This is a genomic window from Klebsiella sp. 141162 (assembly GCF_050600755.1).
Lineage (GTDB): Bacteria > Pseudomonadota > Gammaproteobacteria > Enterobacterales > Enterobacteriaceae > Klebsiella > Klebsiella aerogenes.
On sequence record NZ_JAQIRI010000002.1, the window covers coordinates 88,433 to 102,046 of the forward strand.

Genomic DNA, 13,614 nt, shown 5'->3' on the forward strand with positions numbered 1-13,614 from the left:
AGAGCGTGTTTGTGATGTAAACACGATGTTAATCACAAAATTCAGGTACAATTTTGTTCGGCCAAAAGGAGAAAATGATGGGGAATGAAGGCGTAATTGCCGTTGAAAAGGCGCTCGCTTTACTGGATTGCTTCCGTCCCGGTAATGACAGCCTGACGTTAACTGAGCTGGCCCAGCTTTCGGGATACCACAAAACCACCGTTTATCGCTTAATGAATTCGCTTGAGCGTATGAGCTACATTATCCGGCATGACGATGGCACCTATACGCTCGGCCACCGTCTGCTCTATCTCGGCAAGCTTTATGAGCAATCATTTCAGCTTGCGAGAATTGTACAGCCGGAATTGCAGGCGCTGTCTCAGGCCTCCAGTGAAAGCGCGAGCTGGTATGTGATAGAGGGCGGCCAACGACTGTGTCTGTTCCGCGCCGAAGCTTCAGAGGGATTACGCCATAGCAACCTGCCCGGCAGCCAGTTCCCACTGGACGGTTCCGCGATCAGCAAAGTTTTACGTCATTGGGGACTGGGTGAGGCGCTGCCGGAAGACGAAGAAACGCTGCCGTTCTATACCTCTGGCGCGCGCGATCCGCACACCTCCGCCTTCGCGATGCCGGTTTTTGGCGTCCACGATAACCCCATCGCGGCACTGGCGCTGACAGGACCGTCATCGCGTCTGACTGCGGACCGCAAAGAGAGCGGCCTCAGCCAGCTAATGCGCGAGACGGCCAACCGCCTGTCGATCAAGTTAGGGGCCAGTAAATCCTTCTGCGAAACGTTTTACGGTATACAAGAATAACGTATGTTGAAAAGGCGGGAAAAATCCCGCCTGTGCTTATTAATGGGTGACCGGTTTTTCCTGACCGGCAGGCTGCGAGTAACGGCGTCCCATGATCAGCACCGCGATGCCGCCTGCCAGGCACAAGCCAGCCAGCGGTAGCATCGCCAGCGTATGGCTTCCTGTCTGTTCGCTAATCACACCATAGGCATTCACCATCACCACTCCGCCAATCAGGTTGGCTATCGCGCCGATTGCCGCCAGCCCCGCAGCGGCTGACGTGCTGCTCATCCAGCCTGAGGCCAGCGCCCAGAATGGCCCCTTCGCCGAATAAGCGCCAATTAATATGGTACTGAGAATAACAATGGTAATCGGCAGCGACAGATTGATGAACGCCGCGAACACGCCAGCCGCAATCATAAAGAGGGTGAGAGCCGTGTGCCAGCGGCGTTCATTGGTGCGATCCGAACTCCGCCCCCAGACAATCATCAGCACCGAGGCCAGACCATAGGGAATGGCATTGAGCAGCCCGGTAGTCAGGTTATCAAGATGGAAAGACTTCAGTAGCTGTGGAGACCAGACGCTAAGCGTGGTGCCAGCAGACGACGCGCCCGCGTATATCAGCGCCATCAGCCAGATTTGGCGATGCTTTAACAGTTGCCATGTGCTGATGTGACCGATCTGTTTCTGCTGTTGGCGCTCTGCCTGAAGCGTGTTTTCCAGCCACGCTTTCTGCCGCTCGTTCAACCAGCCAGCCTGATGTGGGCGGTCACGCAGGAGAAAAAATGCGGCTATCCCCAGCAGCACCGCAGGCAGCCCCTCAATGATGAATAACAGATGCCAGCCGCGTAACCCGAACCAGCCATCCAGCGTCAGGATCAACCCTGAAAGCGGTGAACCGATAAAGTTAGCCAGCGGAATGGCCACCATAAAAGAGGCAATAATGCGCGCACGGTAACGCGAAGGGATCCACCAGGTAAGATAGAGCACCACGCCCGGGAAAAAGCCCGCTTCCGCCGCTCCCAGCAGAAAACGCACGATATAAAGGGAGGTTGTATTTTGCACCAGCGCCATGCACATCGATACCACACCCCAACTGATCATTATCCGCGGGAGCCACAATCGCGCGCCCACCTTCTGCATCGCCAGGTTGCTGGGAACTTCAAATATAAAGTAGGCGACAAAATACAAGCTGCTGGCGAAGCCAAAAGCCGCCTTGCTCAAGCCCAGATCCTCATTCATCTGTAGCGCCGCCATACCAATATTGCCCCGGTCAATAATCGAGACCAGATAGCTGACAATCAAAAAGGGCAGGATGCGCCAGATAACCCGCCGCATGGTCTCTTTTTCCAGCGCGTCGTTGTCGATAGCGCTATTCGGTAATTGATCGGTCATTGTTTCCTCGCAGGGTTTCATTATGTTTATCAGGAAAACGATGTAGAGATGAAATACGTTACTTCAGCTTGATGCCCCTGGTTTCCGGCGCTCGCCACACCACCAGCATCGCCGCAAGGAAGGCGACCACGGTCGTCGCCAGTCCCGCGGTGAAACCGCCGGCGTTGGCGACGGCGCCAATCAGTAGTGGCGCGATAAATCCGCCCAGCCGGCCACCATTGTAGGCAAGCCCCATCAGGAAACCGCGCGATGACGTGTCTCCAATGATTTCTGCAAGGAAGGGTCCCGATCCCGCAAAAATACCATTAACACCAAAACCGGCCATGAAAATCGCCACCATCAGAATGAAGGGTTGCGTGGTCACAAGGTAAAGCGCGACGGCAATGGCGCCCGTTAACAGATAAATCAGGAACATCGGACGACGTCCCCATTTATCTGCCAGCACCGAAAACACCAGAAAACCCGCGATGGCCCCAGCCTGCAGCGCAAGTACAAATTTCAGACTGTGCAGAAAATCCAGGTGTTTTACTTCTCGCAGATAGGTGGGTGTCCAGGTAAATACGCCCCAGAACAGATACTGAATAAAAAAGATAAAGACAAAGGCCAGCAGCAGACCTTTCAGATTGTGTTTACCCAGCTTCGCGACAGGTTGACTACTCGTCGCCTTCGCCTGTTGACGAGCAAGCCAAACCTGCGATTCCGGCGTGAACCAGGCCACCACGCTCATAATGAACACCGGCAGCGCGCCGATCATAAACAGATAGCGCCATGCGCCCTGTTCCAGGCCGCCATTAACCGAACTCACGATTGCCGTCAGGCTGATGGCCAGAATCGCGCCAACGGGCAACCCCATTTGCATCAGCGCCCCGCCGCGCGCGCGCCGCTCTGGCCGCCAGGTTTCCGCAATCAGCGCCGCGCCCGATGTCCACATTCCGCCCATACCCAGCGCGCCGCAAAAACGTAAAAGCGCGAAATGTTGTTGATCGTGCGTAAAGGCTAACAGGCCGGAAAAGAGTGAATAGATGGCGATACAGGTCAGCGCCGTTTTTACACGGCCAATTTTGTCGGCGATAAAACCAAACAGGATCCCGCCAATAATCTGCCCCCCGGCCGTGACGCTGATAAACAGCCCAAGCTCGGTTTTATTAATACCGAACACCACGCCCAGTACCGGCAATAGCAGCGAAAGCAGGAAGGAGTCGTAGCTTTCAAATGTCCAGCCAAGGCCGCCCAACGCCAGCGTCCGCCTCTCAGCAACGCGTTGTGGCAATGTGTCAGGCGTCGATTTAGTCGCAGTAAATTGATTCAGCTCGCTTTTACTGGTCATTGATATTCTCCACAGAGGTTAACCGATAACAGGTTGCGGCAGTGCGCCAGAACAACTGCGCCTGTTCGCCAGGGGACATCTGTTGCGCCAGGCGTTTGCAGGCGTTCCAGAAAACGCCGTAGCTGAACATGCCTTTATCGACCGGAAAGTTGCTGGCGAACATGCAGCGTTCCGCACCGAAAAGCGAAACGATGGTCTCAAACCACGGTTGCCAGGCCTGTGCCAGCATTTGCGAATCCGGCGGTGTTTCTGCCGCTGCGAAGGGAAATCCCCTGACTGTCATACCAAATCCGCTAATTTTTACGCATACGTTCGGTAGTTCCGCCAGATGTCGCATACTGTTTCGCCACTGCTGAAACATGTCTGGATCCCTTTCTGAATAGGGTCCAACGCCGACTGGCCCGCCACAGTGATCGAGCACAATCTGAAGCGTTGGTATGTGCCGCGCCAGCTCGGCAATTTCATCCAGTTGCGTGTGGTAAACCCACACATCAAGCGACAATCCATTTTTCGCAAGGCAGAGAGCGCCCCGACGGAACGGGTCGCTCAGCGCCAGTCCTGCCGGTGGCGTAACAGGGCTGGACGTGACCCGCGGATCCGGATGCCAGGCCAGTGGATTACGCATTCCGCGCAACCGCCCGCCTGATAAAGCCAGCGCGCTCTCGATGACAGGCTGCATCGCATCGCCCGCCAGCAAGCTAAGGCCGCCGATGATGGCTTCACATCCGAGAGCGTTTGCATAATGTCCGCTGGCGAACATCGCGGCTATCCCGCTGGCAAACTCGATTTCACCAAGCGGTTTCAGCGTTTCCGGCCCGTGGCGGCGCAGCATAGAGCGGCATTGCACGTAGACCGATGAGAAAACGCGATGCCCTGAGGTCTGGATATCGTCGCTGAACTCATGGGTGAGATAGCGTCCGGTTTGCCTATCCCAGAGATGATGATGCGCATCAATGATGGGCAGCTCGGGTTGTAGTGGCGCCTCACGATGTAACGCAAGCCACTCGTTTCTGACCGCAAGATGCGGTGCGGTAACGATCTCCATGAACACCTCGCCTTTGTTGTACTATGTACAACCGTGTTTTATTTTACAAAACTACTATAACGAGGCTGTCGCGTTTTTATCCAGTTAACGATTGGTTTAAATGATGTAAATAAGAGGTGAATCACAGATGTTTAAAGTCGGTAAAGAAGGAGAACGTTGAGAAAAAACAAAAATAAATTAAATTTCAATAATTTATAAAATAACGCCACCCGTCGCAGCCAGATATCTGGCAAACCTTACGTCTGCCAGACCCGCTCACGTTGTCCATTTACCGATGACTATTCGATGAGTAAAGCGTTATATCGCTCTTGGGCTTTTCAGCTTCCAGACCAGCGCCATGCCGCAGATCATCGCCACCGCCGCCAGTAATGCCAGTGACGAAAGACCAAACCTTGCCGATACCAGGCCGCCGACAAGCGCGCCAGTGCCGATGGCAGCATTGAAAATAGCGACATATAAGGCGGATGCGGGCTGCGTCGCCTCCCCTGCGCTTTGTAGCAGCCAGGTTTGCAAGCCAACGAACACGATAGCCATGCCCGCGCCCCATATGCCGAGCAATACCGCGGTGAACCAAAGAGGAAGCGAGGACAGGCTCTTCATCCCCAGCATCCCCAGCGCGCCTGCGCTGAGCAGCAGTGATGTCATAATCAGCAACCTGATATGTCGATCGATGAGTTTGCCGGCGATGATATTTCCCAGCAGCCCGGAAAGTCCTGACATCAGCAGCAGCGCGGAAATCGCCGATGTCGGTATACCTCGGGTTTGCGTGAGCAACGGCTCAAGATAGGTGAAGGCTGCAAAATGCGCGGAAATAACGCAGGCTGTAGCGCCGAACAATGAAAGCAGTAGCGGATTCTTAACTATCCCAACGTAAACCTTCAGCCTCAACGGCTGCGGAGCCGCCAGCGTGGGAAGCGTCCAGAGCAAAGCCACGGCGGTGGCTAGTGAGAGCAGTGAAATCGCGCTGAATGCCTGTCGCCAGCCGACCATGTCGGCAATAAAGCTCGATAGCGGCACGCCCAACACGCTGGCCGCCGAAACACCGGCGAAAATCACCGAGGTGGCCAGCCCCAGTTTATCAACCGGTACCAGTTGTACCGCCACGGTGCCTATTAGCGCCCAGAATGCGCCATGCGCCAGCGCCCCTGTCATCCGCGCCGTCATAAATGTCTGCATAGTGTGCGACTGGGTCGCCGCCAGACAAGAAAATGCGAGGATTAACATCAACACAATCAACAACGCCTTACGTGAAATCCTGGCGGGGATCGCGCCGGCCAGTAAAGCGGCCAGCGCGGCTACCCAGCCATAAGCGGTGACGGCAAGACCCGCTCCCGCCTGCGACTGATGCAAATCGTTCGCCAGCGCGCTGAGCATACCGACCGGCGCCAGCTCGCTGGTCACAATCGAAAATGCGCTGACGCCCAGCGCAGCTACGGCGAGCCATGCGCGCATTGGCGTTGGGTTAGCCTGTAAAACAAGGTCGTTCATGTCTTCTGTATCCCGGTGAAAATGGCTGAAAAGGAGTTGGCTTGCCTGATACGCTAGAGTTTCCGCGTCGTTGCTTATTGCCTTCTCTTGAGGTGCAGTGCAGTATCATTCCAGGAGAGGTGATAAAATAGCCATGAAAACGGAGAGCCGTTTTCCAAAAATGGAAAATAATGAAAGCAGATTTTAACTGGGACGATACGCGGATTTTTCTGGCTGTGGCCCGCTCAGGTACGCTAAGCGGCGCGGCAGAAACTATGGATATGGGCATCGCAACCCTGTCAAGAAGACTCGACCGGCTGGAAAAATCATTGGCCGTCCCCCTTTTCAGCCGGCATCAAAGCGGCTACCGGCTAACGGATGATGGCGAGGCGCTGCTGGCGCGAGCAGAGGCGCTCGAGCATGCAGGGCTCGCTTTTGGCGAGACGGCGAGGCTGCAGGGGAATGTTGCCGGGCTGGTCCGGCTGGCTACCTCGGACAATCTGGCGGCGCATTTTATTCTGCCTTCACTCAACGGCTTGATGGAAAAATATCCCGACCTGCGGGTCGAGGTGCTCAGCGGCGTGCAATCCGTCAACCTGCATCGACGGGATGCCGATTTAGCCATTCGAATGGTCAAACCGGAAAGCGGCAACCTGACGCTGAAGCGTCTCGGGAAGGTGGGGTTTGGTCTGTACAGCGCCGATACCGGACAAGCAGGCTCTACCGACGTCGCGTTCAATCACGCTCACTACATAGGCTGGCCAGAATCACACCAGCATCTGCCCGCCGCGCGCTGGATAACTCGGACGCTTCGCGGCAGGCCGTGCCGGGTGGAAGCCAACACGCTGCTGGCGCAGCTGTCGGCGGTTTCAGCCGGCCTGGGGTTGGGCGTGTTGCCACACTTTATGGCGCGGAAAAATGGCCTGCAGTGCGTGAATGCGGATATCGGCGTCGACCAAACCCTATGGCTGGTGATGCATTCCGATTTAGCCCACTCGCGGCGCGTCAGAGTGGTGGCCGATCATTTAATTGCCCTGTTTGATGAGATTAAAGATCAGCTGACATCGCCATAACTCTGTAAGCGCTCGCCGCCAGATACAGCCCGATGCCGTAGGCCAGGTGCGCCACCAGGCTCAGCGAACGCGCCAGCCACGGTCGGGGAGTCCGTGAGGCCGCGACGCCAAAACCAAATGCGGGCTGCAGGATCAAGAACGGCGCGAATAAGGTTACGACCCCTGACAGCAGCGCTGTCGCCAGAGTGGGGGCATAAAACCAATCGGCGCCGCTCAACACAAGCGGCACCGCCGCAAAAGCGATACCGATCAGATAATGGCATAACCAGCCGATAAAACGCTCACCCTCTAGCGGAGGGGTTGCGGCGATGGTGTTATGCCGCACTTTCCCCCGCGAAAGCCATAACGCCCAGCGACCGACCAGCGCATAGTTCAGCGGCGCAATCTTGAGTATATGCTTCTGAAAGAGCGACCATAAATCCATGACTAACGTGGCGCCGAGGCCCGTCAGCAAAATTTGCACAGCAACAATCATCTTCAATTTATTCTTCCTTTTTATGAGCCAATGCTACTCTGTTGACCAGTGTGCAACTTAAAGTGAGGTTTAAGTCAATCATGAAAGAACTGGATATCCGCGAGGTCGCGACGCTGTCCGGCATTACGCCTTCAGCGCTGCGTTTTTATGAAAAGAAAGGTTTGATCAAACCGATTGGTCGTCATGGTCTGCGAAGGCAGTACCATGAAAATGTGCTGAACAAGCTGGAACTGATCGTGCTGGGACAGGCCGCCGGCTTTTCGCTTTCTGAAATAGCCGGGATATTTAACGCTGACGGCAAGATAGCCATTGATAACCAACGGCTTGAGCAGCGCGCGCAGGAAATTGATAACACCATTCGTCGGTTACAGCTGTTAAGCCAGGGGCTAAAACACGCCGCCCGCTGTACTGCGCCGGAACATATGCAATGCCCTGAATTTATAAAAATTGTGGCGAAGGGCATTAGACTGTTTAAATGAACATCCCTGTATTGGGGCTTGCTGAGGAAGAATTAGCGCATTGAGGCGCGAGTCTTTATCCCCACGCTTTATTCTGGAGTACCACCCTGTAGCCATCTGGATCAACGAACGTTTGGCCATTGACATCCCAGTAAGGGTTAAAAGAATTCGTCAAGTTAAAGCCCGCTTCGCGCATTCTGGCGCAAGCATCTAGCCACTCCTTCTTATCCGGGTAATACAGCACGAGTAAATCTTCCTCCGTCTGCAAGGGTTGCACGGGATGATACTGGCACCAGGTAAATTCTATATGCCAGCCGAGCCCCTGTCGCCCTAACATTATTCCATTAAAACCATCGTGATCGTTGAATTCAGCAATTTTGTGTAAGCCCAGTCCCTGGCAGTACATCAAACAGGACCGTGCAAGATCGGTGACGGGTTTGGCGATACGCATATGAGTAAACATCCTGGATTCTCCTGAAGAGGATACGGTGTGAAGGTTGGGATCCGGTTTGAGTTTACACGCTACGATGTGGTGAATTTGTCGCTGAGAGCCCACCCGCTCTCTTCTCTAATCAGGCCCCCGAAAAAAAGGGCACCTCACCCCGCGTACACAGAGAGAACGGGATGTGGTGCCAAGGTGCTAAATGAAAAAGTGGATATTCGTGATTAGCGATTCATCTGAAACAGCGACATGCCCTGCATATCGCTGAAGGTTTTATAAGATGCCTGCAGCGCCGCCTGCTGCATAAAATAAGAAGAGATAGATTCCGCCAGGTCAGCATCGGTCAGGGCGCTCATCTGCAGCTGGTTGGTCATATCACGCTCTTTACCGATGCTATCGAGCTGATCCATCTCCTGTAGCTGGTTGCCCAGCTCGGCGCGCACGCTTAATACCTTGTTGTAGGAGTTATCGAGGCCGCGGTTGGCCTTCGCCAGCGCATCGTTCACCTGCTGTTTGGTGGCGTCATCGGCCCCCTGCAGCGGCGTTTTCAACGCCTCCAGCGCAATATCGATACTGGCGAACACATCGGCGACCGGCGCGCTGCCGTCCGGCTCCGGCTTCGGATTGCTGGTCAGCGCCATAAATACCGAATTACCGGTATGGCCGATGGTCATCGTACGGTTGGCGTCAACCTTCTGTTCCACGGTTTTATTGCCGCCCTGATAGCTAATCTTGCCGTTAGTATCGACAAACGGCGGCTTATCATTCTCATAGCCGCCAAACAGGTAGCGTCCGTTGCCATCGGTACTGTTGGCCTGGTTGAGCAGTTGATCCTTCAGCCCCTGTAGCTGGGTCGCCAGCGAATCGCGGTCGTTATCGCTCTCGGTGCCGCCGGCGTTAACGATCAGCGCCTTGATATCAGAAATCGTCGAGGTGGCTCCGGAAAGCACGGTCTCTTCCATCGATACGCTCTGGCGGGCGAAAGTACGCGCCAGGGTGTACTGATTGTTCTCGGCCTGCGATTGCGACAGCATCACCGCCCGCGATGCCGCCAGCGGATCGTCGGAGGGATTAATCACCTTCTTGCCGGTTGAAAGCTGCTCGGCGGCCTTCATAAACAGCGACTGATTGCCGGTGATGCCGGTCATGTTCTGTTGGTACATCATGCTGGTGCTCATGCGCATGCTGTCAGTTCCTCAATACAATCAACGAATATTCAGCAGCGCGTCGAACAGCGAGCTGGCGGTCTGGATCACCTGGGCGTTCGCCATGTAGTACTGCTGGAAACGCAGGAGCTCGCCATACTCTTCGTCGAGGTTTACCCCGGAGAGCGACTGCTGTTGACGGGCCAGTTGGGTGACGATACTGGACTGCGATTCGCTGCTCACCTTCGCGGCGGCGGTCTGGTTGCCCACGCCGCTGACGATCCCGGCGTAGGCGCCGCTGAGCGTCGCTTTGCCATCCACCAGGTTTTTGGTCTGCAGATCGAGCAGTTTTTTAGCGTTATCGTTATCGCCGCGGCCGCTGTCATCTTTACCGGCGGCGGCGATTTTCGCTGAATCGGTAATCGCCACTTTCAGGTTGCCCGCCACGTCGCTGACCGGCTTTACCGTAAAGCTATCTTTCTGCTGCGGGTTGCCATCAATGCTGACTTCGAGACCATCAAAGCTCAGCGTCGGGTTACCGTCTGCATCTTTACCGGCGGTGGCGTTGACTTTGACGTTGTCCGGCAGACGGCTGACCTGCCAGTTGGCGCCGTCATACTCCACGCGGTAGTCGTTGGCTTTTACCTTGCTGGTATCGGTATAGGAGACCGACAGCGAGGCATCGCCGGTATTGCGCGTGTTATCAACCACCCGCGCGCCGCTGAAACTGAAGAAATCGCCCCCCTGCTCACCGTTGAGATCGAAGCCCTCGCGGTGCTGCTGGTTAAAGCTATCGGCCATCGCCAGCGCCAGTTGCCCGAGCTGATTGCGCACGCCGTCCAGCGTCTCGCTGCGAAAACGCAGCACGCCGCTCAGGCTGCCGCTGGTGATCTGCCCTTCCGGTACTTCGCTGGCGCCGCTGCCGCGGTTATAGCCGAGAGTCAGGCGCGAAGGGTCGCTGCTGGAAGGGATCGCTTCCACCTGATAGCTGTTGTTGCCCTGCACCAGGGTCAGGCCGTTGGCGAAGGAGACGGTATAAGCGTCGCCGTCCTGCTGGGTTACCTGAACGCCCACCAGTTGGTTGAGTTCGCTGACCAACTGATCGCGCTGATCGAGCAGCGCGTTCGGTTCGCCGCTGGCGCTGCCGCGCAGGCGGGTAATCTCATCGTTAAGACGGGCAATCTGCTGGCTATAGCTGTTAATCTGCTGGGCGGTGTCGTTAATTTGCTGATTAACGCCGCTGTCCATGTCGCGCAGATATTTATCGGTATTATTAAACTGGTTGACCAGGCCGTTAGCCTTACCCAGCACCGTCTGGCGCGCCGCGTCGTCGCCGGCGTTGCTCACCAGGTTCTGCAAATTGGTGAAAAAATCCTGCAGGCTCCCCGACAGGGTATTAGTTTTGCTGGCCAGCAGATTATCGATCTGCGAAATCTTTTCGTAGTAGGCGTTCTGCGAACCGGCCGCGCTCTGCGCGCCGCGCAGCTGATTAGTGATGAACTGGTTATATTCGCGGTTGACGCTGGTCACGGTCACGCCGTTACCGATAAAACCGTTCATAGTGGCCAGGCCGCCGTTTTGGGCCAGAATCGCCGTCTGCCGGTTATAACCCGCCACGTTGTAGTTAGAGATATTGTTGCTGACGGTACTGAGCGCCACCTGCGCCGCATTCAGTCCGCTCATCGCCGTATTGATTAAGCTATTGGACATCAGGGTTCCTTATGCTGCCAAGTCAATTCGCTCAGCTTGCCCTTGTTATCGGTCAGAGAAGTAAAAACTTGAGTAAATCTGCCTGCAAAATTCCGCAGCCGCTTTTATGCCGGATGTCGCTACCGCTTACCGGGCTACAGCACTGTGCGATGTGGTAGCCCGGACAAGGCGCAATGCGCCGCCTCCGGGAAAACATATCGCAGCAGAATTAACCGGGAGCGCGAGCCGGGAGAAGGCGCGACCTTCGAACCTAGAACAGATCGTTAATATCCGCGGCATAGGCTTTCACCGCCTGCGCCCCGGCGTGCTTCATCTGCTGAATCACGCTGACCAGCTTGCTGGCGTATTGCGGGTCGGTGGCGTAGCCCGCGCGCTGCAGCTCGTGCGCCGCCTGCTCCGGAGTGGACGCTTCGGCAACCGAGGCATAACGCGGGTTGTTGGTCAGCAGCTTGACGTAGTCAGCAATCGCCGAGAAATACGAATCGTAGACGCGGAATTTGGCCTTCACCTTCTTCGCCACCCCCTGTTCAAATTCGGTGGTGGTGATCTCGGTAACCGGCCCCTTCCAGTTGCCCCCGGCCTTAATACCAAACAGGTTGTAGCTCGGGGTACCGTCAGCGGTCGGGATTTCGCGCTGCCCCCAGCCGGATTCCAGCGCCGCCTGGGCGACTATCAGCTGATGCGGGATCCCGCTGCGCTCACTGGCGGCACGCGCCGGCATTGACAGACGGGCAACGAAGTTGCCGTTGTTGAGCGATAGCGGCGCGGCGGCTGGCGGCGCTTTCGGTACCGCCCGGCGGATCATCTGCTCCAGCGCCTGATTCGGCAGCGTCTGCAGCACCTCATTATCCAGCGCCATCGGCGCGGTGCCCGCCGTTTCGCTGGGGACCGCGTTGGCATTGCTCATCTGCTTGACCATCATGTCGGCCAGCCCTAATCCCTTTTGCGACATCTGCTGGGCAATCTGCTGATCGTACATCGAGGTATAGAGCCGGGTCTGGTCGCTGCTGAGTACGCCATCCTGCGGTAGCGCGGCGCGCATGCTCTTTAGCATCATCTGTACAAACATGCCTTCGACCTGCTGCGCCACCTGCTTGAGGTTGCCCTGCGGATCGGCGGCGGCATCGCGCTTCAGGCCGTTCAGCGCCTGGGCGTCATAGGCGGCGCCCGACATCGCCATAACATCGCTGGCCATTAGATAATTTCCAGTTTGGCGCGCAGGCAGCCGGCGCTTTGCATGGCTTGCAGAATCGACATCAGGTCGATTGGCGTCGCCCCCAGCGCGTTCAGCGCGCGCACCACGTTGTTGAGGTTGGCGCTGGCGTTGATTTTCTGCAGCGAACCGCCCTGCTGCTGCATTGAAATCTGGGTATTCGGCGTGACCACCGTCTGGCCGCCGCCGAACGGCGTCGTCGGCTGGCTGACGCTGGTTTGTCGGTCGACCACCACCGACAGGTTACCCTGAGCCACCGCGCAGGAATCAAGAATCACCTCGCGATTCATCACCACCGAACCGGTACGCGAGTTGATAATCACTTTGGCATCCATGGCGCCAACGTTAACGTTGATATTCTGGATCTCGGCGAGGAATCGCACCTGCGAGCTATTGCCCTGCGGCACCAATACCTGAATGGTACGCGCATCGAGCGGCGATGCGGTGCCGCCGCCGCGCTGGCGGTTAATCGCATCGCTAATCTGCTGCGCGAGGGTGAAATCTTCATCATTGAGCTGCAGGTTGAGCACCCCGCCGCTGCCGAAAGTAGTCGGCAGTTCGCGCTCGATGGTGGCGCCGTTGCTGATGCGTCCGCCAGCCAACTGATTGACCTGTACGCTGCTGCCGCCCGCCGCCGCGCCGGCGCCGCCCACCAGCACGTTGCCCTGGGCCAGCGCATAAACCTGGTTATCCACCCCTTTGAGCGGCGTCATCAGCAAGGTCCCGCCGCGCAGGCTTTTAGCGTTGCCCATTGATGAGACCACCACATCGATATTCTGCCCCGCGCGCGCGAAGGGCGGCAGCTTCGCCGTGACCATCACCGCGGCGACGTTTTTCAGCTGCATGTTAGTGCCCGGCGGCACGGTAATGCCGAGCTGCGATAGCATGTTGCTCAGGCTTTGGGTGGTAAACGGCGTTTGCATGGTCTGGTCGCCGGAGCCGTCGAGCCCCACCACCAGGCCGTAGCCGATTAAGGCGTTATCGCGCACGCCCTGTACCGTCACCAGATCGCGAATACGCTCCGCCGTCGCCGGTAAGCTGGCCGCGCCGATTAATAGCGCAATGATGAGTTTTTTAACCATGTGAATCTC

General features: G+C 56.5%; 13 protein-coding genes. 3 read left to right on the forward strand and 10 right to left on the reverse strand.

The features are described from left to right. Positions 1-77: 77 nt before the first annotated feature. On the forward strand, positions 78-794 hold the full coding sequence (locus PGR23_RS08005) for an IclR family transcriptional regulator (protein WP_045397874.1): 717 nt from the start codon (positions 78-80) through the stop codon (positions 792-794). A gap of 39 nt (positions 795-833) precedes the next feature. Here PGR23_RS08005 and PGR23_RS08010 read toward each other — a convergent pair whose 3' ends face one another. The 4 genes from PGR23_RS08010 to PGR23_RS08025 form a co-directional block, all read right to left on the reverse strand. Further along, a complete protein-coding gene (locus PGR23_RS08010; RefSeq protein ID WP_063414546.1) occupies positions 834-2,168 on the reverse strand; it encodes an MFS transporter in 1,335 nt (444 codons plus the stop codon). 58 nt (positions 2,169-2,226) lie between these two features. Next, positions 2,227-3,495 carry an MFS transporter gene (locus PGR23_RS08015; RefSeq protein WP_047043669.1) on the reverse strand — a complete coding sequence of 423 codons (1,269 nt, stop codon included), beginning with the start codon at positions 3,493-3,495 and terminating at the stop codon, positions 2,227-2,229. Then, on the reverse strand, positions 3,485-4,540 hold the full coding sequence (locus PGR23_RS08020; RefSeq protein ID WP_047077837.1) for an amidohydrolase family protein: 1,056 nt from the start codon (positions 4,538-4,540) through the stop codon (positions 3,485-3,487). Before PGR23_RS08020 ends, PGR23_RS08015 begins: the two co-directional genes overlap by 11 nt. 297 nt (positions 4,541-4,837) lie before the next feature. After that, positions 4,838-6,028, reverse strand: coding sequence for an MFS transporter (locus PGR23_RS08025; RefSeq protein WP_047043673.1), 1,191 nt, complete (start codon positions 6,026-6,028; stop codon positions 4,838-4,840). Positions 6,029-6,198: 170 nt separating this feature from the next. Here PGR23_RS08025 and PGR23_RS08030 point away from each other — a divergent pair, with 170 nt between their 5' ends. Further along, complete coding sequence (locus tag PGR23_RS08030) at positions 6,199-7,080, forward strand: LysR family transcriptional regulator (protein WP_045397858.1); 882 nt, start codon at positions 6,199-6,201, stop codon at positions 7,078-7,080. Here the strand turns inward: PGR23_RS08030 and PGR23_RS08035 are convergent. Next, positions 7,055-7,555, reverse strand: coding sequence for a DUF2938 domain-containing protein (locus PGR23_RS08035; protein ID WP_047043677.1), 501 nt, complete (start codon positions 7,553-7,555; stop codon positions 7,055-7,057). The two genes, PGR23_RS08030 and PGR23_RS08035, sit on opposite strands and share 26 nt — an antisense overlap. An 80-nt stretch (positions 7,556-7,635) precedes the next feature. Between PGR23_RS08035 and PGR23_RS08040 the strand changes: the two genes are divergently transcribed. After that, a complete protein-coding gene (locus PGR23_RS08040) occupies positions 7,636-8,034 on the forward strand; it encodes a helix-turn-helix domain-containing protein (protein WP_047043679.1) in 399 nt (132 codons plus the stop codon). Positions 8,035-8,089: 55 nt separating this feature from the next. On the opposite strand, the gene PGR23_RS08045 is transcribed toward PGR23_RS08040, so the two are convergent. The 5 genes from PGR23_RS08045 to PGR23_RS08065 all read right to left on the reverse strand — a co-directional run bounded on the left by PGR23_RS08045 (position 8,090) and on the right by PGR23_RS08065 (position 13,605). Beyond that, on the reverse strand, positions 8,090-8,476 hold the full coding sequence (locus PGR23_RS08045) for a VOC family protein (protein WP_047043681.1): 387 nt from the start codon (positions 8,474-8,476) through the stop codon (positions 8,090-8,092). A 203-nt stretch (positions 8,477-8,679) separates the two neighbouring features. After that, positions 8,680-9,639, reverse strand: a complete 960-nt coding sequence (flgL, locus tag PGR23_RS08050; RefSeq protein ID WP_015704938.1) for a flagellar hook-associated protein FlgL — start codon at positions 9,637-9,639, stop codon at positions 8,680-8,682. A gap of 21 nt (positions 9,640-9,660) precedes the next feature. Further along, on the reverse strand, positions 9,661-11,310 hold the full coding sequence (gene flgK / locus PGR23_RS08055; protein WP_015704937.1) for a flagellar hook-associated protein FlgK: 1,650 nt from the start codon (positions 11,308-11,310) through the stop codon (positions 9,661-9,663). Positions 11,311-11,560: 250 nt separating this feature from the next. Beyond that, positions 11,561-12,505 carry a flagellar assembly peptidoglycan hydrolase FlgJ gene (gene flgJ, locus PGR23_RS08060; RefSeq protein ID WP_046884163.1) on the reverse strand — a complete coding sequence of 315 codons (945 nt, stop codon included), beginning with the start codon at positions 12,503-12,505 and terminating at the stop codon, positions 11,561-11,563. Next, a complete protein-coding gene (locus PGR23_RS08065; RefSeq protein ID WP_015367323.1) occupies positions 12,505-13,605 on the reverse strand; it encodes a flagellar basal body P-ring protein FlgI in 1,101 nt (366 codons plus the stop codon). The genes flgJ and PGR23_RS08065 overlap by 1 nt, the downstream gene beginning before the upstream one ends. Positions 13,606-13,614: the final 9 nt, after the last annotated feature.

Coding starts and splice junctions, on each gene's coding strand:
- PGR23_RS08005 (WP_045397874.1), top strand. CDS start 78: ATGGGGAATGAAGGCGTAATTGCCGTTGAAAAGGCGCTCGCTTTACTG.
- PGR23_RS08010 (WP_063414546.1), bottom strand. CDS start 2,168: ATGACCGATCAATTACCGAATAGCGCTATCGACAACGACGCGCTGGAA.
- PGR23_RS08015 (WP_047043669.1), bottom strand. CDS start 3,495: ATGACCAGTAAAAGCGAGCTGAATCAATTTACTGCGACTAAATCGACG.
- PGR23_RS08020 (WP_047077837.1), bottom strand. CDS start 4,540: ATGGAGATCGTTACCGCACCGCATCTTGCGGTCAGAAACGAGTGGCTT.
- PGR23_RS08025 (WP_047043673.1), bottom strand. CDS start 6,028: ATGAACGACCTTGTTTTACAGGCTAACCCAACGCCAATGCGCGCATGG.
- PGR23_RS08030 (WP_045397858.1), top strand. CDS start 6,199: ATGAAAGCAGATTTTAACTGGGACGATACGCGGATTTTTCTGGCTGTG.
- PGR23_RS08035 (WP_047043677.1), bottom strand. CDS start 7,555: ATGATTGTTGCTGTGCAAATTTTGCTGACGGGCCTCGGCGCCACGTTA.
- PGR23_RS08040 (WP_047043679.1), top strand. CDS start 7,636: ATGAAAGAACTGGATATCCGCGAGGTCGCGACGCTGTCCGGCATTACG.
- PGR23_RS08045 (WP_047043681.1), bottom strand. CDS start 8,476: ATGTTTACTCATATGCGTATCGCCAAACCCGTCACCGATCTTGCACGG.
- flgL (WP_015704938.1), bottom strand. CDS start 9,639: ATGCGCATGAGCACCAGCATGATGTACCAACAGAACATGACCGGCATC.
- flgK (WP_015704937.1), bottom strand. CDS start 11,310: ATGTCCAATAGCTTAATCAATACGGCGATGAGCGGACTGAATGCGGCG.
- flgJ (WP_046884163.1), bottom strand. CDS start 12,505: ATGGCCAGCGATGTTATGGCGATGTCGGGCGCCGCCTATGACGCCCAG.
- PGR23_RS08065 (WP_015367323.1), bottom strand. CDS start 13,605: ATGGTTAAAAAACTCATCATTGCGCTATTAATCGGCGCGGCCAGCTTA.